Below are 24,684 nucleotides of genomic sequence, written 5' to 3'. Positions count from 1 at the left end.
ACACAAGTAAGTGAGTCCAAAATAAAATGAAGATGAGAACGAAAAGTGAGAGCGCTAATTCATTAGCCGATAGTATATCAACACCGACAGTAAAATTGAACAACGGAGTTGAGATGCCTGTTCTGGGGTTTGGAGTATTTCAGGTTCCTGATCCGAATGAATGTGAACGAAGTGTATTCGATGCGATCGAGACTGGTTATCGTCTGATTGATACAGCTGCGTCCTATATGAACGAAGCAGCAGTCGGCAAAGCAATAAAGCGAATTGGCGTACCACGGGAAGAGCTTTTCATCACGACAAAGATCTGGATTCAGGATGTCAGTTATGATAAAGCGAAACAGGCATTCGACAAGTCTTTGAAGAAACTTCAAGTGGAGTATCTCGATCTGTACCTGATCCATCAACCATTCAATGATGTGCACGGCGCGTGGAGAGCGATGGAAGAGTTGTACAAGGAAGGTCGTGTTCGCGCCATTGGCATCAGCAATTTTCAACCAGACAGGGTGGTTGATTTGATTGCCTTTAATGAAATAACTCCGGCAGTAAATCAGATTGAAACTCATCCCTTTCATCAACAAACAGAAACTCAAAAGTTCTTGCTGGAAAACAACATTCAGATCGAATCCTGGGGGCCGTTTGCTGAAGGGAAGAATGATTTATTTAAGAATGAATTGCTGGCCTCGATCGGAAGAAAGTATAACAAGTCCATTGCGCAAGTGGTGCTGAGATGGTTGACTCAACGTGGTGTGGTGGCCATTCCTAAGTCGGTTAGAAGGGAACGAATGGAGGAAAACTTCAACATCTTCGACTTCCAACTCAGCACAGAAGACATGCAAACTATTCAAACGCTTGATCAAAAGAGCAGTGCGTTCTTCGATCATCGCGACCCCGCGATGGTTAAATGGCTCACCAGCAGAAAGCTCGATTTATAACATATCACATAGAATAACCCAATCTCTAACTGAAATCCTTCAATGAAACGACTATCAATCGTGATTACGCTGCTTCTTCTGGTGACCGGAATTCACGCGCAACAACATAACGCTCCAGAAGTCAAAACATCATCCGGCATTGTTCGTGGAGCGACAGAGGGAGAGGTTTCTTATTTTAAAGGCATTCCCTACGCAGCACCTCCTGTAAGCGAATTTCGCTGGCGTCCGCCGCAGCCGGTAAAACCATGGAAGGATGTTCGTGATGCGAGTAAGTATTGCGCCGATTGTCCGCAACGGCAATGGCCAGGCGCCACTGCGAAAACATCTGAGGACTGTCTCTTTCTCAATTTATGGACACCGGCTTCTTCGGCTAGGAAATCAAAGTTGCCTGTTATGGTCTGGATCCACGGCGGTGCTTTCGTTGCGGGCAGTGGTTCTGATCCTGGTTCTGATGGAACTTCATTCGCTAAACAAAATGTAGTCCTTGTGACTTTCAATTACAGACTTGGCCGTCTCGGTCACTTCGCTTTTCCTGCATTAAGCAAGGAACGTCCGGACGAATACAAAGGAAGCTATGCTTACATGGATCAGATAGCAGCGCTCAAGTGGGTAAAGGAAAACATAGCGGCGTTTGGTGGAGATCCTGACAACGTAACTATTTTCGGGTTCTCTGCGGGTGGGGTTTCGATCCATTCGCTTTTAACTATACCTGCTGCGAAGGGACTGTTTCATAGGGCCATCGGTCATTCAAGTGGTGGCCGTGATGGTGTTCTTACCGGAAGACCGATCAATAAAGATAATGCTGATGCACTCTATCCAATATCAGCAGAAGCAATAGGAGTAAACTTTGCGCGAAAACACAAGATAGAAGGAACAGACACTGGTGCACTATCGAAGCTTCGTTCACTGAGTGTTGAGGAAATTTTAGATGGTGGTCAGGAAAATGACAGTTCAGGCGTTCGGATCTACTCCGGACCAATCCTCGATGGAAAGCTTGTTGTAGAAACAGCGGAAAGCGCATACAAGTCCGGTAGAGAGGCGAAGATTCCTCTTATCATCGGGAATTGCAGTGCTGAAGTTGGTGGAGCATTTGTTAGTGTCGCTACGTCCAAGGAAGCGCTCTTTGCGCAGTTTGGTGAATACGCAGATGAAGCTAAGGCAGCATTCGATCCTGATGGGAGTAAAGAGTTTGCAGAAGTACAAACGAAATTTAATACTGATTGGGTATGGGGTGAGCCCGCTCGTATGACGGCCAGGGCGTTTTTAGCTAAGCGTGAACGAGCTTATATCTTTCAATTCGGATACGTCTCCGTACCTGCGCGTGAACGCTCGCGTTACGGTGCAGGGCACGGAGCGGACATCTCATTTGTGTTCAATACGCTAAATGCGCGATGGGGCGCTCCGGTAGAAGCAACACCCGGGGAAAAGGAATTGGCGAGGATCATGAATACGTATTGGGCCAACTTTGCTAAGACAGGTAATCCAAATGGAAATGGTTTGCCCGTATGGCCGCTTTACGATGTTCAAAGGGAAGAAATACTTGATGTTGATCTGGATGGTAAAGTTGTATCCAGGCCAGATCCGCGAAAGGCAAGATTTAATGTAATTGAAAAAGCGTTTAAGAAACGTGATCAAATCCAGGCGCGTGGAATCTAATCTCCGTAACTTACTAATCCAAAAACCAGAAAGCGATGGCAACTATCAACCTAAACATCAACGGCAAACAGCAGACAGTCGATGTTGATCCGAAAACTCCGCTCCTTTGGGTACTTCGTGAGCATTTGAGCCTTGTCGGTACAAAATATGGATGTGGCATAGCGCAATGTGGCGCCTGCACCGTTCATCTCGAAGGAGCTGCGGTACGATCTTGTTCACTGCCAGTATCCACTGTTGCTAACAAAAAGATCACTACCATCGAGGGACTTTCAGAGAATGGAGAACATCCTGTGCAGAAAGCATGGCTCGAGCATGATGTTGCCCAGTGTGGGTATTGCCAGACGGGACAGATCATGTCGGCCGCAGCTTTATTGAAAGCAAATCCTCATCCTACAGATGCACAAATAGACACTGCTATGTCGGGTAACATTTGCCGGTGCGGCACCTACCTGCGGATAAGAGAGGCCATCAAGACTGCATCTGCACAAAAATAGGACTTACTGAATATCCATTACCCATTATAAAGCAATCAAATGGAAAAAGTTAATACATCACAAACGAGAAGGTCATTTCTGAAGTCGTCACTCCTTGCAGGCGGTGGACTGATGATCAGCTTTAGCGGATTGACACAATATCTTCGTGACAACAAAGCAGGAAGCGCCGAAGCTGCTGCTGAGTGGAATGAAATAACCGGTTATATCAAAATTACCCCGGACAATATCATCAAGATTCTCAATCCTAATCCTGAGTTTGGACAGAATGTAATGACATCACTACCGATGATCATTGCGGAAGAACTCGATGCTGATTGGAAAAAAGTTGTAGTTGAAATGGCGCCACACGACAACGTCAAACTAGGACCACAATTTACGGGAGGAAGTAACTCAGTCAGAATGTATTGGAAGCCTCTTCGGGAGGCTGGTGCAGCGGCACGACAGATGTTGCGCAATGCTGCAGCTCAATCATGGAGTGTACCTGTGGATGAAGTGACTACAAAGGCGGGAATGCTGTATCATGAGAAGAGTGGAAAGTCAGCAACGTATGGAGAGTTTGCATCAAAGGCTGCTGGCAATCCTATTCCAAAGGAAGTTAAGTTAAAGGATGTAAAAAGTTTCAGCGTTGCGCGAATCTCAAAGAAGAATGTAGAAGGCCTGAAGATTGTGACGGGCAAGCCACTTTTTTCTCTTGATCAATCATATGATGGCATGCTCATCGCCATGATGGAACATCCGCCGGCATTCGGTAAGAAGCTAAAGTCTTTTGACGCATCTGAAACGCTGAAGATGCCCGGCATCAAAGATGTGTTTAGTTTGAAGCTGTATGAAGATGGTTATGAACAGGCAGCTTTCGACACACGTACTTTCAATGAATTAGTTGTAATAGTTGGCAACACCACCTGGGAAGTAATGAATGCCCGCAAGAAACTTAAAGCAGTGTGGGAACCCATAGGTGAAACTAAAGAAGTCATTTCAAATTTCCGTGGTGGTAAAACTGAAGTAGTCATTCCTGCCGCGCCGGAAAGTACCAGCTCTCAGCTGGCACAAATGGCAGAGTATTCAAAAAAACCTGCCCAACAACTAAGAAGAGACGGAGATCCCGAAACAGCGTTCGCTAATGCAGCTCATATCCTGGAGCGTACTTATACCGCGCCGTTCCTTGCGCACAACTGCATGGAGCCGATGAATTTCTTTGCTCACGTTACAGATGAGAAAGCATTGATGATTGGTCCTCATCAGGCACCAGGTTGGATAGACCCTACGTTATCGAAAGTCTTAAATCTGCCGCCCGAGAAAATTGAAATCCAAATGACACGTATGGGAGGGGGCTTCGGGCTTAGAGCGTACGGACATTATCTTGTAGAAGCAGCGCTTATCTCGCGAAAAGTAAAGGCTCCTGTGAAGCTTGTTTATAGTCGCGAAGATGATATGACGTATGGGATTTACAGGCCGATGTATACTGCGACTTATCGTGCAGCATTGGATGCTAATAAAAATTTAATCGCATTCCATGTTAAAGGTGGAGGAATACCTGAGCATCCTATTCATCCAAACAGGTTTCCGGCTGGCGCCGTTGATAACTACCTCTCTGAAGGCTGGACGATACCGTCAAACATCACCATTGGTGCATTCAGAGCGCCGCGATCTAATTTCAATGCAGCCGCAGAGCAATCGTTCTTAGATGAACTAGCGGAGCTCATGGGAAAGGATCCAATTGATTTTAGACTGGAATTGTTAAAGCGCGCAAAGGAAAATCCCGTTGGCACGAACAACGAGTATGATGTTGATCGTTATGCGGGCGTTTTGAAATTGGTGAAAGAAAAATCTGGATGGGCTAATGCTGACAGCAAGAAATACCGTCGTGGAGTGGCTGCATACTTCTGTCATAACTCTTACGCAGCACATGTTGTTGATATGGTTATGAGAGATGGTCAACCATATGTTGAAAGGGTATTTAGTGCTGTTGATTGTGGTGTAGTGATTAATCCGGACGCTGCGGTTAACATGGTACAAGGTGCTGTAGTGGATGGAATAGGAAATGCCTTTTATGGAGGTTTAATCCATAAGGATGGCGTTTCGGAGCAGAACAATTTCAATAAGTATCGGATGATCCGCCATCGCGAGGCTCCTAAAAAGATCGAAGTCAGTTTTGTGGAAAACGATATTGATCCAACGGGGCTGGGTGAGCCGCCGTTTCCGCCGGTCTTTGCAGCGGTTGCAAATGCTCTGTATAAATCGACAGGGAAGCGTTACTACGATCAACCTTTTGGCAGGCAAATTCCTGTCACGCAGACGCGAACGCAGATGTAATAGAAAGCGGGTGCAGAAGCGACGCGGGCAGACGTTTTACTTGTGCCAATATGTGTATATTGGCGCGGTTTCGTCTAACTCAAACCGTTAACATCTGCATGCTTTTCAGCTCACTCGTTTTCCTCACGCTCTTTTTGCCCATTGTACTGTTCATCTATTTTCTCCTGGGGCAGCGCTATCGCAACCTTTTTCTTTTCCTGGCCAGTATATTTTTTTATGCATGGGGTGAGCCAAGTCTTACCATTATCATGCTTATCTCGATCATGATCAACTTTGTTGCCGGCCGTGCCGTCGTGCGGGCACGCAAACAATATTCACCTGTCATCACCAAGCTGATACTGGCTGTTGCCGTCACCGTAAACCTGGGCCTGCTGATCTATTACAAGTATTTCAATTTTCTACTGGGCAACCTGCATGAGTTGAGTTTTTTTACTTCGATCGACAATGATTCAGTTTTGCTGCCGGTGGGTATTTCCTTCTATACATTTCATAGCATCTCTTATCTTATGGACTTGTATTGGGGTAATGCAGAAGAATTGAAGAACCCCGTGGACCTTGGCTTATACATTGCCTTGTTTCCCCAACTGATTGCGGGACCCATTGTACGCTATCATGACATTGATCAGCAGATACGTAGCCGTTCCGTTACTTCGCAGTTGTTCGTCGAGGGAATTCACCGGTTCATTCAGGGGCTTGGAAAAAAAGTGCTCATCGCCAACACGATGGCGCTCGTGGCAGACAATACGTTCAGTGTTTCTCCGGAGCAGCTTCCCGTGCTGGTGGCGTGGACAGGTATTATTTGCTATACGTTACAGATCTATTTCGACTTCAGCGGCTATTCCGATATGGCCGTAGGGCTTGGAAAGATGTTCGGTTTTACATTACCTGAAAACTTTAATTTCCCATATATCGCTCAAAGCATTCAGGAGTTCTGGCGACGCTGGCATCTTTCATTGTCCTCCTGGTTTCGCGACTATCTGTACATTCCAATGGGAGGAAGTCGTGGCGGCACCGTATCTACCTACCGGAATCTGATCATCGTGTTCTTTGTTACCGGCTTGTGGCATGGAGCCAGCTGGAACTTCGTTATCTGGGGACTTTATCACGGATTCTTTCTCATACTGGAGCGCATAGGTCTCGGTAAGTTTCTGTTGAGGATCCCTGCCTTCTTCCGCACAACTTATTGTATCCTCATCGTCATGATCGGCTGGGTGTTTTTCAGATCCGACGATCTCACCTATAGCATCGGTTTCCTGCAAACTCTGTTCACCGGTTCCGCCGGAACCGAGCTCGCACCGATGCTCTATTACAATAACTACTTCTGGTTTATGCTTGCGCTGGGAATCGTCTTCTCAACGCCTGTGATGGATTTTATTCAAAAACGCCTGACATTCCTTCAAGGCGTAAGATGGGAAAGGACGATCGATGTCCTGAAACCGGTAGGCTATATCCTGGTTCTCGTATTTTGCTTTATGGAGCTCGCGCAAAACAGCTACAACCCGTTTATTTACTTTAGATTCTAAGCGGTATGAATTTTCGTAAGCATTCTTTCCTTTGGTTAATACTACCCGCCTTTGCCGGAATTTATGCTTTGCTGGGTAAAGTGGACCTGTACAAAAGCAGGCAGCAGACAGAAGTTGTTTTTCGGGCGGAGGTTCTGAAAGACGACGAATTCCGTTTGTACTTTACTCCAAAGGGTGTAATGGATTTTTCAGGACATAACCAGCGGATTAATCGTGTGAAGGGTCAACCCGGTATGCAGGATATTGTATTTGAACTGCCACCGGACAAGGATATTTCTCAACTGCGCATAGACATCGGCTTCAACAACGATCCACGTCAATCGAAAATCACTTTAGAAAAAATCTTATTTCGCAAGGGAGCGCTGACAAAGGAAGTGCCTTTATCGGAATTACAGCCCAACGTTTGGTGCCGGGTAGAAGGAAATGATATCCTGTTATTTTCTGTCAACAATACGTTTGATCCATTCCTGGTATTCGATGAGAATGCAATGAAAAAGTTCGGGAAAGTGTACGACTCAGTTGCCTATCGCTTCTGGTTTGCACTTCTGTTCACAGCCATGTTCGCAGGAGTAATGCTGGTATCTGATAACAAGACGCAGGCTGCGTTATGTGCATCAATCGCTTTCTGTGTTTTTTTGCTGACCTTTTTACTAAGCCAGTATATTCCTTTACGACACGAGACGGTCGTGACGGTCGATCTTCAAATGAAGCACAAAGACGAAATCTATCTTTTCTATGTACCGCACGGTGCTCCGGGATTTACGGGGACTTATATGGAGAAACAGGAGATTACAGGATCCGACAACCTCCAGCGCGTTCGGTTCGCTTTCCCCGACTCACTTGACTTTAATATCCTTCGTGTGGATTTCGGTGACAACAAAGAAAACGATGATGCGCGCCTTACAAAACTCCAGATCACCGGCAAACGCTCGTTGACATTGAATGAACGCGAGATCACGCAGGTGTTCGATCGTTATCAGACCACTTACGATTCTGCCGCAGGTATCTATCATCTTACCGGCGACGATCCCTTTCTGGCTACTACGGATGTATGGGTTCTGGGATCTTCTTATCGCGATAGTTCCTACACCCTTTTGCGCCTTGCCTTTGCGTTGTTTTTTGCTATTTCGATCTATGGCCTCCTGCTGAAGGCGACGCGTCGCCGGGAAGAACAGCACTTTTATTATTACAGGGCGCAAATAGCAGTCTTTGTTGTCGTGCTCATACTTCCCGTCCTTGACACCATTTTTGATTTCAAACTGATCACGGATTCGACAGAAAACAGGATCGTCTCCAAAAAACCGGAGTTGAAATCCAACAACATCATTGAGTATCCGAAGCTCTATGAGAGTTATTACAATGAAAACTTCGGATTACGAAACCTGCTTATCCGATGGGGGGGACATCTGAAGACCAGCCTCTTCACAACCTCCGCCAATCCGGATGAAGTGATGATCGGAAAGAAGAAGTGGATGTACTTCCGTGGAGAAGGCGATAACAATGTAAAAGACATTCGTCGCGAAAACCTGCTGACTCAGCCACAACTGGAAGAGCTGGCTGTTCGCTGGCATCAGCGCAGACTCGACTTGGAAGCAAGAGGAATGAATTATTACCTGGCTTACTGGCCTGAAAAACATAGCATCTATCCGCAATATCTTCCTGACGGTGCTGAAGTTAAAGATCCTTCCGTACCTGCGCGTTTTGAACAGATAACCCGTTACTGCCTGGAACATGAACCCTCTGTCCGTATCGTCGACTCCAGAAAGAAACTCCGGGATGCCAGTGAACATGTTCAGGTATACCTGAAAAATGACACGCATTGGAATGAATATGGTGCATTTCTCTCCTACCAGACCCTGATGCAACGTATAGGTGAAGATGTACCAGACGTTCTTCCTGTATTGGAAGAAAAGGATTTTGATATCCAATGGACCGATAAACCAATAGGAGACCTGTTGGGTATGATGGGGATGCGTAAGAACAGAAGTTTCTACGAGAGCATACCTGAATTCAATCTGAAGAACGGACCCGACTCGATCGAGGTGGTAGATGCACTGGAGTATGGTCACGATGCTATTCGTCATCGTAATTTATCGTGCAAGAATAATCTCAAGGCAGTTGTGTTCCGTGACTCGTATTCACGGGCGATGATCAAGTTCATTGATCATAACTTTTCAGAAGTGCTCTACCTTTGGACAATTTTCGATCAGGGGAATGTCGACAAATTTGGGCCCAACGTAGTGGTAGAGGCTTACGTGGAACGATCGCACTTTTTCGGAATGCCAGAACGTAAGCGGATATTCCCGAAACCAGAATAGCTGATGGCTGACTGTGTATGGATGAAATTCGAGTTCACGGTCTGGATGAAGCAAACGGTGGCAAGGTCAAGTATTTTTGGCACATGTTGATATTTCAGGGAATGTAGCTGCATTCGTTGTGCTGAACTTTAGAAATCTTTTGTAACCTTTCCGCAGGTTCCCGGTAGTCAATAGACATCACAAACAGCTACCGCCATGTTCCGCAACCACTTCAAAGTCGCCCTGAGAAATCTGCTCAGGCACAAAATGTACAGCCTCATCAACATTGGCGGGCTTGCCGTGGGGATGTCGGTGGCGATCATGATCGGTCTGTGGGTGTATGACGAGGTGAGCTACAATCACAGTTACAAGAACTACGATCACATCGCGATGTTTTATCGCACCAATGTAGATCCCGTAGATCACACTAAGGCAAGCTGGTTTGGGACGGCGCAGCCGGTGGCAAAGATCCTGACGGAAAAATACGGTCATCTGTTTAAAAACGTCGCGATCATGTGGTGGGAGACAGACTATGCGCTTCGCGTGGGTGATCGTAATTACAGCAAGACGGGACAATACATCGATAAGTCGGCGATTGATCTGTTTTCTATGAATATGGCCCGCGGTAACGTAAACAGCCTCGACGATCCGAACGCGATCATCATGTCGAAGTCCGCGGCGGAATCCATCTTCGGCAACGAGGACCCTATTGGCCAGACGGTAAGGATCAATGCGTCGCGCGATGCTATCATCACCGGCGTGTATGACAACATGGCGGCCAATTCTTATTTCAGTCACATCCAGTTCTTTGGAAACTTCGAGGGACTGAAGAACAATACGCCGGTGATGAAGGCAAATGAAACCAACTGGGGAAATAATGCGTCGCGCATCATTGTTCAGACGGCCGATAATGTTTCCATCGAACAGGCGAACGCTGTTCTGGCAGATCTTTATCTGAAAGATACGCCCGAAGGAGTGGCGAAATATTCGCGGGAGCATCAGACACAAGTGTGGCTCAATCCAATCAAAAACTGGTATCTGTATTCGGAGTTTAAAGACGGATACCCCAATGGTGGACGGATCACTTTCGTATGGCTGTTTGGAATCGTCGGGGCATTTGTATTGCTGCTCGCCTGCATCAACTTTATGAATCTGAGTACTGCACGAAGTGAAAAACGTGCGCGCGAGGTTGGTGTACGTAAGGCGATCGGATCGATGAGGTCTCAGCTCGTCAATCAGTTTCTCAGTGAGTCGTTTATGATCGTCTTCATTTCCTTTATGGTCTCCATGCTGATCGTGTTGTTGATGCTTCCTGCTTTTAATCAGTTGGCAGACAAGAAGATCTCGATGCCGTTTGCCAACATCTATTTCTGGATGGCGAGTCTTGGGTTCCTTATCATCACTGCCTTCCTCGCAGGACTGTATCCAGCGTTTTATCTGTCGTCGTTTCAACCCGTAAAAGTTCTAAAGGGAACATTCCGCGTGGGCAAGTTTGCTTCCATGCCACGCAAGTTTCTCGTGGTGATCCAGGTCGGTGTGTCGGCAATGCTGATCATCGGAACGATCATCGTATATCAACAAATACAATTCACACAGGCAAGGCCCGTTGGTTATGACCGGCAGAATCTCATCCGGATTGCCATTCACGATGCAGAATTTAACAAGAGTAAACTGGTGATGAAAGATCAGTTACTCTCGAGTGGCATTGCAACAGATTTAGCGTTTGCGAGTAGTCCTGTCACGGCCATTTGGGACAACTGGAGTGGATTTAACTGGCGTGGAAAGAATCCCGACACCGATCCGAATTTTACCGTGACGTGGATTGATGAAGAGTACGGCAAGACGATTCAATGGAAGATTTTGAAGGGCCGGGATTTCTCCCGTGAACATTCGACGGATGTCGATGCCGTTGTGATCAATAGGGCAGCGGCAGATTACATCGGTTTTGAAAATCCTATTGGAGAAACAATCAACGCAGCTGGAAAGGATCGCGAGATTATCGGTGTGGTGGAGGACGTGATCGCCCATAGTCCTTATGAAGCAGTTGGGCCAGGCTTTTACTGGCTTGATAAGGGCACAGAGAACAATAGCCTTGGTCAGATGATTATCCGGCTCGATCCGTCGAAGAGTACTGCTGAATCAATGGCCGGCGTTGAGCAAATCCACGGCAAGCTCGTGACCTCGAGCACGCTCGACTATAATTTTGTGGACGATGAGTATGGAGTAAAATTTCAGGCAGAGCAACGCATCGGCAACCTTGCGTCGGTATTCGCGGTGCTGGCCATCTTTATTTCGTGCCTTGGATTGTTCGGACTTTCGTCATTCATGGCGGAACAGAAAACAAAAGAGATTGGTGTGAGAAAGGTGATCGGTGCTTCGCTTGTCAATATCTGGGTGTTGTTGTCGAAGGAGTTTGTTGTACTCGTGTCGATCTCGCTGCTGGGAGCCATGCCGATAGCGTGGTATTATCTGCAGCAGTGGTTGCTGACCTATCATTACCACACGCAGATCAACTGGTGGGTGTTTGTTATAGCCGGTTCAAGTGTGCTATTAATTACTCTGGTCACGGTGAGCTTTCATGGAGTGAGAGCAGCAGTAGCGAATCCCGTGAAGAGTTTACGAAGCGAATAGGAAAAACAGAGTGAGAGTGGAGTGTGAGAGCGATGAGAAGGACTGGCTATGATCCGACAATAGCAGGAGTGATGGGAATGGAAACAGCAAAAGAAGTACCTTCGCCTTCAATTGAGTCGACGGTAATGGTGCCACCCATTTTCTCCACCACTTCTTTAACAATGTACAGGCCGAGTCCTGAGCCTTGTGATCGGTCGGTTGCCCGGTAGAACATTTCAAACACTTTTGCTTTCCGTTCCTGATGGATACCCTGGCCGTTGTCCGCGACTACGATACAGAGTATATTATTGGCTACGCTTATAACAGTTTTTATCCATTTAGCCTCTCCATCAGCGCGATGGTACTTGATCGCATTCGAAATAAGGTTGTTGAGCACAATCAGGATTCTGCTTCGGTCAAGGACAACCTCGCGGGGATTAATTTCCTGTTGAAAGTCTATGCTTGAAGCCCCTTCCAGGAATTGGAAATTCTGTTGAACCTCGGTCACGAGTTCTTTTAAGTCGACCATTTCCCTATTGCCTTCGGTGCGTGCATTTTTGGAATAATCAATGATATCGCGTATGAAACTGTCCAACCGGTCAGTGCGCTCACCGATCATGGTGAGATACTTTCCGGTCTGTTCGCATTCGTTTTTATCCTGTGTGATTTTTACAAGGCCTTTGATCGACAACAAGGGCGAACGTAAGTCATGTGACGCGCTGTATAGCAGGCGGTCCAGTTCCGAGTTGGTTTTTTCGAGGTTACTGTTTTCTGTTTTGGTCTCGTCCACAATGGCAATGAGATCCTTTTCCGATTCACCGTAAATGCGTTCCATGAAAAGCATACATATCGCCAGGAACAGTGTGCAGGAGAATATATTGATTGCAAAAAAGGTTGTTGCATTCGGCGTTTCAAAATGCCTGATATCAACAAGTCTGAAATCGGAAAGAAACAGCAGTAAGAGAAGAGCGGCAGATAGTGTTGAGAATAACAGGCGAAGCAATGATTGGTGATTTCCAAAAAGAGCCATGGAAATGACTACCAGCGGAACAAAATAAAAATATACCCCGACAGATTTTGGCATCGCACAAGCCAGCATGGTAATAATCAGGTTTAGAAAAGAAAGTGCGAGTACGCGGGCCGTTGTGTGGTAGCCCTGTTGGTGCATCTTGTAACAACCAAATATGAAAATGGCAATAATCAGGTCTATTACAGGGGTCTTTGTTGCGTGGTTGATCACATGTAAAATAAAATGCAACACCACAACGCCAATGGCAAACACCGCTAACCGCTCAAATAGCTTAATTCTTTTGATTTCTAAAGCCGAAACGGCTTGAAAAGGCACAGAAAGCTTCACCTGGTTGACGACTTCTTTACTCAAAGATGGATGCGGGACGCCAATAATTCCATTTCGAGTAATCCCTAAACTACTCCATGTAAGTTTTTGGTGAGATGTGTTTATCTTATGAAAAGAGGTACGTCACGATAGATATTTTCCAGGTACAGCTTTAAGGAACACGGCGGGTAAATCTCCACGAAATCAACATCGCTGGTAGTTGTGGAAACAGTGAAACCATGTTTTGCAAAGATCCTCTGATTGGATGTTTTTCCGGCCCGGGAACGCACGACGTCTTCCGGATTGTTGCCGACGGTCGCCAGGAATTCCTTCCAAATTCTGTTCGCAACACCTTCGTTTGAAGTATAGATGAGTTTTAACTTGCCTTCCTTGAAGAAGAAGAATTGACTGTTGTCGAGCTCAACGCGAACCACACCGGTTAGTTTTTCGTAAGATAAATTTTCCTTGATTTGAGCGTCCCGCACGCTATTCTCCAGTATGAATTGATCAAAGCTTAATTCGAAGCATTTTCGGTAGTCGTTGAGATTCATTGATGAAATATTGGATGTTCTGCGTTAGTGTTACAAAAGAATATTTAGCTGAAGCTTGTGTGCAGTATCAACGTCTTACAAACTCCGTAACCGGTATCGCCTGCAACCCTTCGCTGTACAGTTCCAGTCCGCCAAGGTAGTCTGCTACAAGCCGGTGCATTACAGATGAACCGCGCAGACCTTCCACTGTCATTTCAACTTCTTCGGATGACCTGTCGGCCTGCAGGTCTTCAAGATCGCCAGGGGAGATGACGTCATCGACGCTGAGTTCACGCTCTATTGGAAGCAAGTCGCCGAAGTCGGTTAAAGTACCGTCCTGCGAACCATTTTTGACCCGCATTTTCTTTCCATTCCGGATAACGGCGTAGCTATATGATGTTGACGTGCTGGCATAGGAAAGACTTACAATATCCGACTGCGGAAAAGCTTTTACGAATGCATATTCAGTCGCAGAGCTGTCAATGCGTACAAATTCACGAGCTAACAGGCCGTTCACCATGATAAGCACCTGGTTATAATGCCCGATCCACAGTCTGTCAGTAAAATAGTCATAGGTAATATTCATCAGATTAACATCCTTACGGGCAGGCTCAGTATGAGGGCTGACATACACATCCAGCTGCACCTCCTTCAGCAATAGCTCATAGTTTTGTTCGTGAACGTTGGTGATCAGCACAAGGGCGGGATTGTGGCTCATATATCAAACAATTGCTCCTTAAGGAATGTCAAAATAGTAAGCTTTTGTGATAACGCGTTAAAGTGCCAGTTGAATTCCGATTTTAGCATAGCGATAGCGTTAGACAGGTGTCATGGGCGCCAGAATGTCGGAATGAGAATGCTTTCTGCGGCATGTGTGAGAATTTCAACAATGTGGATGTCTGAGTGTGGAATTTGCTGCTCATATCCCAGAGGCTGCACGCGCACTCTTGCAGCCCGCACACATTATACCCAGGCACAAGACTTGTTCATTAGACACTTTTAATTATGGATCTGGAGGTTGGCCGCTCATATCTTGTCGAGATTGATGGTGATGATCACCCAAGCATTGCTGTCTTCTTAGGAGATGGGAAGTGGAAGGTGTCGTCCGTCCGGGTGGCCTATCAAACACCAGTTTCCAGGGTGGTTCGTGAGATCAGCGATTCCAATAAGCAACGTGACGTGAGTGAATTGGTTCCTGATTATCCTGATGCCTTGCAGATCGAAGTTAAACCAAAGTGATCGTGCACGACATCATCTAGTATGATATTAGCCGGATTCGTTTATTAACTACGGTGAACTGTACACCATAGCTTGAATTATCGGCCACTATTGGTTCAGATATTAGCGAGGATAGGTGTAAGCATTTCCAAATATCCATTGAATGAAGACGGCTTTTGCAGCGTGTACTGAGCTCCCATGCTTGTCAGTTTCGCTGAGTATTCAGCATTCATTGACGTCGATAACATAGCAATTTGCAAATTCTCTACATTGTATTTGCTGCGAAGGTCCTTCAATAGTTCGAATCCATTATACACAGGCATATTGATATCAATAAAAACAATAGCCGGGATGATATTAAGTTGAATCAGCTGTCCGGCCATCTTGCCATCAGCGCACTGAATACACTTGAAAGAATCGTCGATCTTGAGAATTGCCTCCCTGAAAAATTCAAGGTCATCCGGATCGTCGTCGACGACAAAAATTATTCTCTGCGGTGTTGTCATGCCCAGGACGTAGTTGTCTTGCTTCGCGATTACTAAAGGCAGGCCAAACAGATTTTTTTGGAAAATTAGAGGAATTGTAAAGCATCGGCTGAATTAAATGCTGCAAAATTGGACAATAGGAGGAAAGCACACCACGAAGAAACAGAGTGAGAGTGAAGTGTGAGAGTGGAGGACAGGGTGAGAGTGAAGTGTGAGAGTGGAGTGTGGGAGCGGAGAAATGCAATTATAGGCTGATCACAAATTTTGTACCCTGGCCCTGCTCGGTTTCTATTTTGATTTCACCCTGGTGCGACTTTATGATATCATAAGATAAGCTCAGGCCCAATCCCGTGCCCTGACCGGTTGGCTTGGTAGTGAAAAATGGCTGAAAGACCTTGTCCATTATTTTAGCTGGGATACCATCGCCGTTGTCGGATATGTGAAGCTCGACTCCTGTATCAGAGATCTTCTTTGTTACGATTTTCACCATAGGGGAATAGTCGCCCTGCTGCATTTTCTTCTTTTCTGCTACTGCATAAAATGCATTGTTGATCAGATTCAGAATAACCCTGCCGATGTCTTGTGGAACGAGATTAACCTTGGGGAGTGATGGATCAAAATCTGTTTCGAAGTTTGCATTAAAGGACTTATCCTTCGCTCTCATGCCATGATACGCAAGGCGAAGATATTCATCGCTCAGTGAGTTGAGGTCGGTTAATTCCTTTTGACCGCTGCTGGTCCTTGAATGCTGCAGCATACCCTTCACGATTCCTTCGGCACGCTTGCCATGGTAATTGATCTTCTCCTGGTTTTCACCAATCGACCTGGCAAGATCCCTGACGTCATTAAAGTTGCCCTTCCCAATCTCGTCCACCATTTCATTTATGAGCTCATTGTTCAGCTCAGAAAAGTTGTTGACAAAATTCAATGGGTTCTGTATTTCATGGGCGATACCTGCGGTGAGTTCGCCCAGCGATGCCATCTTTTCTGATTGTACGAGCTGTTGCTGTGCCTGTTTCAATTCTGATAACGTATTCTCAACCTGAACTTTTGCCAGCTGTAGTTTTTTGAAGTCTTCATAACGGGCATATGCCGTTGAAAAAGCTGAAGCAATTGATTGAATGAGGCTGATGTGTTCATCACCGAGTTTGTCAGTATTTCCAACATATAACATTCCCTGTAAGAAAGGCAGGAAATGCAACCAGAATCCCCCAGCGGGCAGACTGTTAAGGTATTGTTCCCTGTTGTCAATTGTTCCCTGCTTTATGAGGATATCCGCCAGGGTGTTAAAGTCATCCTGGCTCCATCTTCCAGCATATGGCGTTTGCATCTCCCAATGGCGAAGCGCTTCACCGATGTTGCCGGGAACGTCGAAGGGAATGTGAAACGCAGTAATTGCTTTTCCCTCCGGCGTGGAGAGAAACGTGTGAACCTGTTTCTCTTTCTGATCCATTATAAAGACACCACAACGAATGAACGGTACACCAAGCGTTGTGAGCTCGTTCCAGATGAGGGGCGTGATCCTGTCGAGGTCTGCAACGTTACGCATAGATGCAATATCGGCGCGAATTCTGTCGAGTGCCGCCTGCTTAATCGCCTCTCGTGCACTGGCTTCGGACTTTTGCAGTTCCGAATATCGCCTGAAAGTGAGGTCAACAATTGCCGCGAATCTTTTCAGGATCTTAACGTCGCTTTCCTGATAAGGAGTTCCTGACCATGCGTATAAGCAGCCGACCGAGAAGGGAATGAAATGTCCGTGCTGATGCTCGTCAGGGCCAAACTGTGGAACCGGTACAGGAAGGCCTTCGAGAAGTTTCTCATAGTATGAAACCAACTCGTTACCACTTAAGTCCGGAAAGAAATCCGTCTTGTCTCTCCAGTGTTCGAAAATCTCGGTGAGTACTGGATGGCTGGATAACAGAACCGATCCAACTACTGATAGGGTGTCATTACCAGCAGACGAAGTTGCCGCGTACAGCAGGGCCCGAAGCATGCTTTGATCAATTAATCCGATGCCACAGCGGATCGGATTAATTCCGAGCTTCCTCAATTCACCAAACACCAGGCCGGCCGTTGTGGCGAGGTCACTGCTGTTGTGCATGGCCATCGCCTTTCCTCTAACACGTTCTAATGCGGCTTCTATCTGTGCTTCCTTAGCCTGGCCTTCCGCCATCTTCAAGTCCAGGAACCTTCTATACGTAAGGTTGAACACCAGAGCAAAGCGCTCCAGCGTTCTCATTGTTTCATCGGTACAGGGTTCATGAGTGCTTACCATCAACCATCCGTGAGTAAAGTATGCGAACTGATGGACACGCCTGTTCTTAATAAATTTACGATCAACCTGAATGCCTACTTCGACGATAACAAACTCAAGCCAGGCATCCAGTTCAGCGCCCTGCAGATCAACGATCAGAGATGGCTTTCCGGCTTTCCATGCCGTGAATGCTTTCGAGATGGTGGTAGGTTCATCCAGACGTGACTTGAAGTTCCTCTTGATCTCAAGACCGGATTGATCCGTAATCCAGAAAGTGATGGCACGTTCATCATCATCGACAATACAAATGGAGATTCGGTCGGGTATTCCGCCCAGTGCAACCAGCTGCTGAAACAATACATGAGCTGCTTCGGCCAGTTCTCCACTCTTATGCATGGCCATCGTACGGGCACGAACACGTTCGAGTGCTGCTTCTATTTTTGCTTCGTGCGCCTGTGATTCCGCCTGCCTTAGATCTGCGAATCTTCTATAGGCAAGTCCAAAGACGTTCGCAAATCTGCGAAGCAGGGATCTTGATGCATCAGGCGGTGGCTCGAGTGTAGCCATGAGTAAAGATCCTCCGTCAAAATCGCTAAATGACCAATATCCACGAAGGTCCATCGGCAATGAATTGTCGCGCGATTCCATGATCCGGTCGATCGTTGCTGATGAGGCCTGTTCTATAAAACGCATCCACTCCGAGGCTTTTTTTCCATCATGCACCAGCATATAATCACCTCGTTTCGCATCGTATTGATCCAATGCCTCTTCAATAATTTCAAGGCCACGCTTGGGAACAAGAATGTCGACTTCAAGTATCTCCCCGTCGCTTGTGGCTGGTCTCACGGCCGCCCATGCGTGAATGTGATCAGGGGATTCATCGTGAAGATGAATGACAAAAGTTTCGAGATCACGTTGGCCAAGGGTATTCAATTGTTTTCTCAGCTCGCGCACAACGTCTTTTAAGTCTGACGATGTGTGCATCGCCATCGCTTTACCGCGCACCCGCTCCAACGCAGATTCAATCAAAGCTTCGCGTGCCTGCGCTTCTGCTTTTTGAAGATCAAGGAAGCGAACGTAGGCCTGCTCGAATACACCAGCAAACCTCTTGAGTATTTCAACATCAGCAGCGGGTGTTATGCGACCCGTCCAGCTGTCGAAACCCAATAAACAGTTTTTTTCTGCTGCAAAGGTTCCAGTCCAGCTTCCGGCATTTTGTTGAAGCTCACCCACGGATGCCGGAATCTTTGACTGGTTATGCTTGCAGACGTACTGGAAGTAATCATTCTTTGCAGCACCGGAATAAGATCTGTTGATGATATGCTCACCGTCGTTAATCGCCTTCCAGAGATCCACCATAATTTCATTGTTTATGATGACCTCGTCGAAGGGCAGATCGATGAGTGTTGCTTCCGCTAATTGAGTTGTGGCAATCCAGAGGTCAATGTTTTTTCGTTCGCGATCAAAAAGAAAAATGAGCGCACCATCGAAGGACAATCCTAATTCCATCAATTTATCGAACAAGACTCCAGCTACCTTTCCCAGGTCGCTTGAGCTGTGCATGGCTAGTGATGCAGAGCGGACTTTCTCCAACGCGGCCTCTACCTCAAGCGCGCGATTCTTATGCGAGAGGTCGTGCGTTTTTTCTTCTACCTGACGCTCGAGCTCCGCTGTTTTATTTTCCCATTCTCCGATGTGCCAGGTGTCGGCGCCGCCTGATTCGTACTCGGGTTTTGATCCGTGCCAATGAATTAGCTTCCACTTATCGTCGACAAACTCATAGATAGTGGTCAGTCTCACGTGCAGATTGTGATGCTCTCCTGCTATCAGAAGATCGATGTCGATTTCTTCAACGATGACTGCTGAATCCGTAGCAGCACTTACTCTGCGGAAGACCGGATGCTGTGTGATCTTCATCTCGATGTCCGCGCCCTGCTCACGTTGCCGTCGTACCAACTCCAGGTAGCCGCCGATGCCAAACATTTTTTCGTCCAGCGTTGTGCCGTATCCCATCACGTCGTCGGCGACCGTCTCATTGACTTTGTCAAGCGACCTTTCTGCGAACATCATTTCCATTGACCGGGTATGGGCCTTCGTCAATAGCGTGTCTTTCGCTTTGGGCGTGAGTTTCTTTTTCTGTTGGGTTTTCCCCTTTGCTGGTGCTTTTGGTTTGGTCATAAGGGGAGGCGCAGTAAAGGCCGAAGGAGCCGCTATACTAAAATAGGGATTTTTTAGTGATCGCGGTCAAGCGGACTGAGGGAAACAGAGTGAGAGTGGAGTGTGAGAGCGAAGAAATACAGAGTGAGAGTGAAGTGTGAGAGCGAACTGTGTTCTTCACTCTCACACTATACTCTCACCCTGATTACTCGTCGCGGAGTGACTTGACGGGATTAGCCGCGGCTGCTCTCAGCACATGGTACCCCACCGTGAGCAACGTGATCGCGAAGGCGATAACTGCTGACATGACGAACGTAAGCCACTCGCCACCCAATTGAATGCGATACGCGAAGTTCTGCAGCCAGCTGTCTGTAAAATACCAGGCAGCGGGAAATGCAAGCACCATGCCGATACCTACCAGCAGGAAGAACTCGCGGGACACCAACACTATGAGACTTGACATTGAAGCACCGATCACTTTTCTGACGCCGATTTCCTTTGTGCGTTGCTGAGTAGTGAATGCTGACAAGCCAAGCAACCCCAGGCAGGCGATCAGTACCGTGAGGCCGGAGAATGCCGTGAAGATCTGGCTTCTCTTCTCGTCGGCTTTGTATTGTGAATTGAAATCCTGGTCCAGGAAGTCGTATTCAAATGCGTTGTTTGGAAATATTTCCTTCCACGCCGTCTCCAAACCAGCCATTGACTTTTTGATATCGCCTGTAGCTGTGCGAACAAATACGTAATTGTAATTTTTACCGAGTATGATCATTAATGGTTCGATGGCGTCATAGAGAGAATTCTGATGATAGTCTTTTATCACGCCGACTACGCGTTTCTCAAATGGTTTGTTAGGATCACCTCCAGGAGCAATGAACTTTTTGCCAATAGGATTCTTCCAGGCCATCCTTTTGACCATCGCTTCATTAACCAATACCCCATACGTTGTGTCTGAAGGAACGTCCCTGGAAAAGTCGCGTCCCTGAACAATCGTCATGCCCATTGCCTGCACGAAATCAAAGTTCGCTCCAAAAAGGTCTATACCGCGGTCTTCCATCGTTCCCTCTTCACTCTCAACCTTAAAGAGATTTTTACCGATACCCTGTCCAGGCGAGGAGTTAGCTGTACCCACGCCGGCGACATCGGGGAGCTGTTTAAATCGTTCAACGATCACATTCTCTTTAGCCCGCACATCCTGTTCCGCCAGCTCGATGCGGACGATTCGTGATTTGTCGAAACCAAGATCTTTATTCCGGATGTATTGCAGCTGATCGTACACGATCAATGTAGAGATCAGCATAAAGATTGATATCGCGAACTGTGTAACGACAAGACCCTTCCTAAAGATAACGGTACCGCCACGCGCCGCCAGCTTACCTTTCAAAACGCTCACAGGGTTGAAGCCCGACAGATAAAATGCGGGGTAACTTCCTCCAATCACACCAACAAATACAACGATGCCGATGAGGCTGAAGAGGACGGTGGGTTGCAAAATATAGCTGAAGGGAAGTTCCTTATTTGCCAACGTGTTAAATCCAGGAAGCAACGCGTAGATGAGTATCATGCTTACGATCAATGCCAGGACCGCGATGACCAGCGACTCCGTGATAAACTGCAGCATAAGCTGAGGCCGGAGCGATCCCATTACCTTACGTATTCCGACTTCCTTAGACCGGTTCGCGGAACGCGCGGTGGCAAGGTTCATATAGTTGATGCAGGCGATGATGAGCATGAAAGCCGCTACTGCACCGAAGATATAGATGTATGAAATGTCACCGCCGCCTTCGGCTTCATCCTGAATTTTCGAATGAAGATGTATGTCGACGATTGGCTGAAGTTCATAACGGATCTTAATGTTGTACTGGTCAAAAATAGGGTTTACCTTTTCTTTGATAACCTTATCGAGACTCTCCTGCATCTTGTTCAGGTTATAGCCTGGAGGCAGCTGGAGATAAGTAAAAACACCAAAGTTTCCCCATGATCCGTTGTAGCCTGGCTGCGAGCGTCTCGAGATCAACCCTTCAAATCTGAAGTGTGAATTCAGGGGCACGTCTTTCATTACGCCTGTGATCTTGTGCTCTTCCTTTTGAATATTCTGCAGCGACTGTCCGAGTGCAGCTTCTGCACTGCCAAAATATTTGATGGCTGTCTTTTCCGTCAGTACCATTGAAAAGGGATTGTCCAACGCTGTGGATGGATCACCGGCAATGAATGGATAGGTGAACATGTCGAACACCGTGGAGTCGGCGAGATAGAAATCCGTTTCGTAAAACTGTTTGTCACCATTCTTATACAGAGTTCTTCCCGTTCCGAAGAAACGCACGGCATTTTCCACTTCAGGATAGTTGTCTCTTATTTCATCGGCCAATGGTATTTGCGCTACCGCCCAGGTGAATGCATTGTCAGGCTCTTTGATGTTTGAGATGACGCGATAGATATTCGCTGCATTTTTGTGATAGCGGTCGTAGCTTATCTCATCGAGTATATACATCAGCAGGAAGAGGCTGCAGGTGATGCCGATCGTTAATCCGAAAATATTGATAGCACTATAAGTGCGATCTTTGATGATATTGCGAAAGGCGATCTTCAGAAGGTTTTTAAGCATAAAGAGAGCGTTGAGGTCAGACGTGTGAAGCTGGAAATGACGTCAGTTGAAGACAACTTACGAACAAAAAACCGGGTCATTCAGTTAATTATTGTTAAAGGACTAAAAACGTTCGCGTGCGGACGGTTTGCCTTGGCTTCGCTCCTTCAGAAGACATGACTCGTCCAGGCGTTGGCTTGACAGTTTGCTTCTGCGATCACGTGGGACGGGGGATGGGAAGCAGAGTGAGAGTGAAGTGTGAGAGTGAAGCACTGAGCGGAAGTTTACTCCTCTTCACTCAGATTCTTGTACTCTGCCGCATCGAGGTTAATTCTCACTTCCTGCAGAATCTCGTCCAGTTCTGTTGAAGACTCTTCCAGAAGGCGATGAATCTCCTTCACGCTTTCGTTTAACTGAGGCATCTCGTGGCCGAGTAAGTTCACAAGCCCCTGAATGCGGGCAAGCGGGCTTCTCACTTTATGTGCGTTGATGTAGGCATGGTGCACGAGCTTTTTGTTCTGATCAATGATCGCCAGTGTTCTTTCCTTAACCAACCCGTTCAGGTTCTCGTTGATCAGTGTGAGTTCCTCCTGTGAAGCACGCAGCTCTTCTTCAGAGGTTCTGAGCTCTTCGTTTGCTTTTTGAAGATCTTTCTGCAACAACGTCTGCGTTTTCAGATTGACGGCGTCCTGAATGGTACGTTTGTATATAGCGTAACTCCAATACGCCGACACAGCACAAACGCAGGCCGCCAGCACACCATGGAAGAAGAATGCTGTCAGATCCATGTAGTCAAGCTGCGTGAAGTATATGCCGTCGTATCCGGAATACTGCAGGTAGGCGAACAAGCCGTGATGAATGATAACAATTACGATCAGTGGCAGCTGTAGTTTCCAGTTCTGGTAGATGATCAGAATCGTTGAGCTGATGAACACCCAAAAGTGCATCTCCGCCATGCCGTGCATCTGGTAAATAAACTGTGCTGCGAAGATGGCCGAAACCCCACTCAGCACATATTGATAGAGATCGGACTCTGGTATCAGCTTTTTGGTTGTATAGTATGAGGCCAGACACAAGCCTCCAACCACAGTTGCGATCAACCAGGTATCATAAAAAAAGGAGATAAACATGCCGAACAAAAACATGACATCAAGCATTCGCTCGTTAACCGTATTGGCGAATGAGAAAATGCCGTGCGTAGTTTCTTTTAGTTCAGACTCAGTGAGTTTTTCATTGCCCAGTACATGTCCCGAATAAAGTCTTGACAAGCTCATAAGTTCATATACATTTCAAATGCACGAAGTGCGCCACACACGTTTGTCGTAAAGACGGGAGGTTTGTGATGGGAAGGGCAACCGTGTATCTATACGTCGCTACGTGCAGATTCCATTAATGGACCTGCAAACGTGCACAAAAAATGGGGCGTTCTACTGCTGATGGTAAATATAACGTATGCCTCCAATATTCAGAAGGGAGGCCCCTTCGCATGTACCATAATCGATGAATCTGCTATTTGCGCGTACTTGCCACATCAGTTAGTTGTCCAGCCAACGGTCAGGGTAACTGCCAGTGTGTTCCTTAATCTGGGTTCAAAGATCAACACCAAAAATGTAACCGACGAATGCTGATAAGCCCATAGCAATTGTACCCCAGATCACAATTCGCACAATGGCTTTGGCAATACCCGATCCGCCTGTCTTTGCAGATATGGCTCCCAGAATCACCAATGAAACTATAGTAAAGCCATAAAGGAAATATTCCATATTGCTGACGGGTGCAAACAGGGTTACGAGGAGGGGCAATAATCCGCCAGCGGTAAAGGCGGCTCCGGAGGCAAAAGCGGCTTGTGTTGGGTTCGCCTGGCTCACTTCATTAATTCCCAATTCATCCCGTATGTGTGTTCCGAGCGCGTCTGCTGCAGTCAATTCTTTAGCGACTATCATAGCAGTTTCTTTTTTCAGGCCCCGTTTTACATAAATCTCAGCCAGTATATTCAACTCAATATCCGGCATCGTGGCCAGTTCATGTTTCTCTCTTTCGATGTCTGCTTGTTCAATGTCAGTTTGGGAACTTACTGAAACGTATTCACCGGCAGCCATTGACAACGCACCAGCGACGAGTCCGGCAATTGTTGCAAGCAGTATGGGGTCCCTGGTGGTGCTTGCAGTCGCTATTCCAATGGCCAGACTTGAAACCGAAATGATTCCGTCGTTAGCGCCTAATACAGCCGCGCGCAACCAGTTACTTCGGTGTATGTAGTGGCTGTCTAAGTAATTATCGATAGTTAACATTTTTTTT

The 24,684-nt window shown here is 46.8% G+C and carries 16 protein-coding genes; 8 read left to right on the top strand and 8 right to left on the bottom strand.

The window, feature by feature from the left end:
- The first annotated feature begins 32 nt into the window (after positions 1 to 32).
- From WBG78_RS20575 to WBG78_RS20545, 7 genes are all read left to right on the top strand, one after another.
- Complete coding sequence (locus tag WBG78_RS20575) at positions 33 to 932, top strand: aldo/keto reductase (RefSeq protein WP_337328365.1); 900 nt, start codon at positions 33 to 35, stop codon at positions 930 to 932.
- A gap of 42 nt (positions 933 to 974) precedes the next feature.
- On the top strand, positions 975 to 2,588 hold the full coding sequence (locus WBG78_RS20570; RefSeq protein ID WP_337328364.1) for a carboxylesterase/lipase family protein: 1,614 nt from the start codon (positions 975 to 977) through the stop codon (positions 2,586 to 2,588).
- Between the two features lie 35 nt (positions 2,589 to 2,623).
- Positions 2,624 to 3,082 (top strand): (2Fe-2S)-binding protein, encoded by a 459-nt coding sequence (locus tag WBG78_RS20565; RefSeq protein ID WP_337328363.1) that lies wholly within the window; start codon positions 2,624 to 2,626, stop codon positions 3,080 to 3,082.
- A 39-nt stretch (positions 3,083 to 3,121) separates the two neighbouring features.
- The gene (locus WBG78_RS20560; RefSeq protein WP_337328362.1) at positions 3,122 to 5,395 is read left to right on the top strand and encodes a xanthine dehydrogenase family protein molybdopterin-binding subunit; all 2,274 of its coding nucleotides are present in this window, start codon (positions 3,122 to 3,124) and stop codon (positions 5,393 to 5,395) included.
- A gap of 98 nt (positions 5,396 to 5,493) precedes the next feature.
- Positions 5,494 to 6,918 carry an MBOAT family O-acyltransferase gene (locus WBG78_RS20555; protein ID WP_337328361.1) on the top strand — a complete coding sequence of 475 codons (1,425 nt, stop codon included), beginning with the start codon at positions 5,494 to 5,496 and terminating at the stop codon, positions 6,916 to 6,918.
- 5 nt (positions 6,919 to 6,923) lie between these two features.
- Positions 6,924 to 9,236 (top strand): alginate O-acetyltransferase AlgX-related protein, encoded by a 2,313-nt coding sequence (locus WBG78_RS20550; protein ID WP_337328360.1) that lies wholly within the window; start codon positions 6,924 to 6,926, stop codon positions 9,234 to 9,236.
- A gap of 195 nt (positions 9,237 to 9,431) precedes the next feature.
- The gene (locus WBG78_RS20545; protein WP_337328359.1) at positions 9,432 to 11,846 is read left to right on the top strand and encodes an ABC transporter permease; all 2,415 of its coding nucleotides are present in this window, start codon (positions 9,432 to 9,434) and stop codon (positions 11,844 to 11,846) included.
- A gap of 46 nt (positions 11,847 to 11,892) precedes the next feature.
- On the opposite strand, the gene WBG78_RS20540 is transcribed toward WBG78_RS20545, so the two are convergent.
- The 3 genes from WBG78_RS20540 to WBG78_RS20530 all read right to left on the bottom strand — a co-directional run bounded on the left by WBG78_RS20540 (position 11,893) and on the right by WBG78_RS20530 (position 14,409).
- Positions 11,893 to 13,206 (bottom strand): sensor histidine kinase, encoded by a 1,314-nt coding sequence (locus WBG78_RS20540; RefSeq protein ID WP_337328358.1) that lies wholly within the window; start codon positions 13,204 to 13,206, stop codon positions 11,893 to 11,895.
- Between the two features lie 77 nt (positions 13,207 to 13,283).
- Positions 13,284 to 13,712 carry a hypothetical protein gene (locus tag WBG78_RS20535; protein WP_337328357.1) on the bottom strand — a complete coding sequence of 143 codons (429 nt, stop codon included), beginning with the start codon at positions 13,710 to 13,712 and terminating at the stop codon, positions 13,284 to 13,286.
- A 67-nt stretch (positions 13,713 to 13,779) separates the two neighbouring features.
- Entirely contained in the window at positions 13,780 to 14,409 is a 630-nt protein-coding gene (locus WBG78_RS20530; RefSeq protein WP_337328356.1) for a hypothetical protein, read from the bottom strand.
- 287 nt (positions 14,410 to 14,696) lie between these two features.
- Here WBG78_RS20530 and WBG78_RS20525 point away from each other — a divergent pair, with 287 nt between their 5' ends.
- Positions 14,697 to 14,930: a hypothetical protein gene (locus tag WBG78_RS20525; protein ID WP_337328355.1), complete on the top strand. Its 234-nt coding sequence runs from the start codon at positions 14,697 to 14,699 to the stop codon at positions 14,928 to 14,930.
- A 95-nt stretch (positions 14,931 to 15,025) separates the two neighbouring features.
- Here the strand turns inward: WBG78_RS20525 and WBG78_RS20520 are convergent, their stop codons facing one another.
- From WBG78_RS20520 to WBG78_RS20500, 5 genes are all read right to left on the bottom strand, one after another.
- A complete protein-coding gene (locus tag WBG78_RS20520; RefSeq protein ID WP_337328354.1) occupies positions 15,026 to 15,415 on the bottom strand; it encodes a response regulator in 390 nt (129 codons plus the stop codon).
- Positions 15,416 to 15,638: 223 nt separating this feature from the next.
- Positions 15,639 to 19,826: an ATP-binding protein gene (locus WBG78_RS20515; protein WP_337328353.1), complete on the bottom strand. Its 4,188-nt coding sequence runs from the start codon at positions 19,824 to 19,826 to the stop codon at positions 15,639 to 15,641.
- Between the two features lie 184 nt (positions 19,827 to 20,010).
- Positions 20,011 to 22,407, bottom strand: a complete 2,397-nt coding sequence (locus WBG78_RS20510) for an ABC transporter permease (protein WP_337328352.1) — start codon at positions 22,405 to 22,407, stop codon at positions 20,011 to 20,013.
- Positions 22,408 to 22,670: 263 nt separating this feature from the next.
- Entirely contained in the window at positions 22,671 to 23,660 is a 990-nt protein-coding gene (locus WBG78_RS20505) for a hypothetical protein (protein WP_337328351.1), read from the bottom strand.
- 315 nt (positions 23,661 to 23,975) lie between these two features.
- Complete coding sequence (locus WBG78_RS20500) at positions 23,976 to 24,677, bottom strand: VIT1/CCC1 transporter family protein (protein ID WP_337328350.1); 702 nt, start codon at positions 24,675 to 24,677, stop codon at positions 23,976 to 23,978.
- Positions 24,678 to 24,684: the final 7 nt, after the last annotated feature.

It is taken from the genome of Chryseolinea sp. T2, from assembly GCF_037203685.1.
GTDB lineage: Bacteria > Bacteroidota > Bacteroidia > Cytophagales > Cyclobacteriaceae > Chryseolinea.
This window is presented reverse-complemented; position numbering and strand designations above follow the sequence as displayed.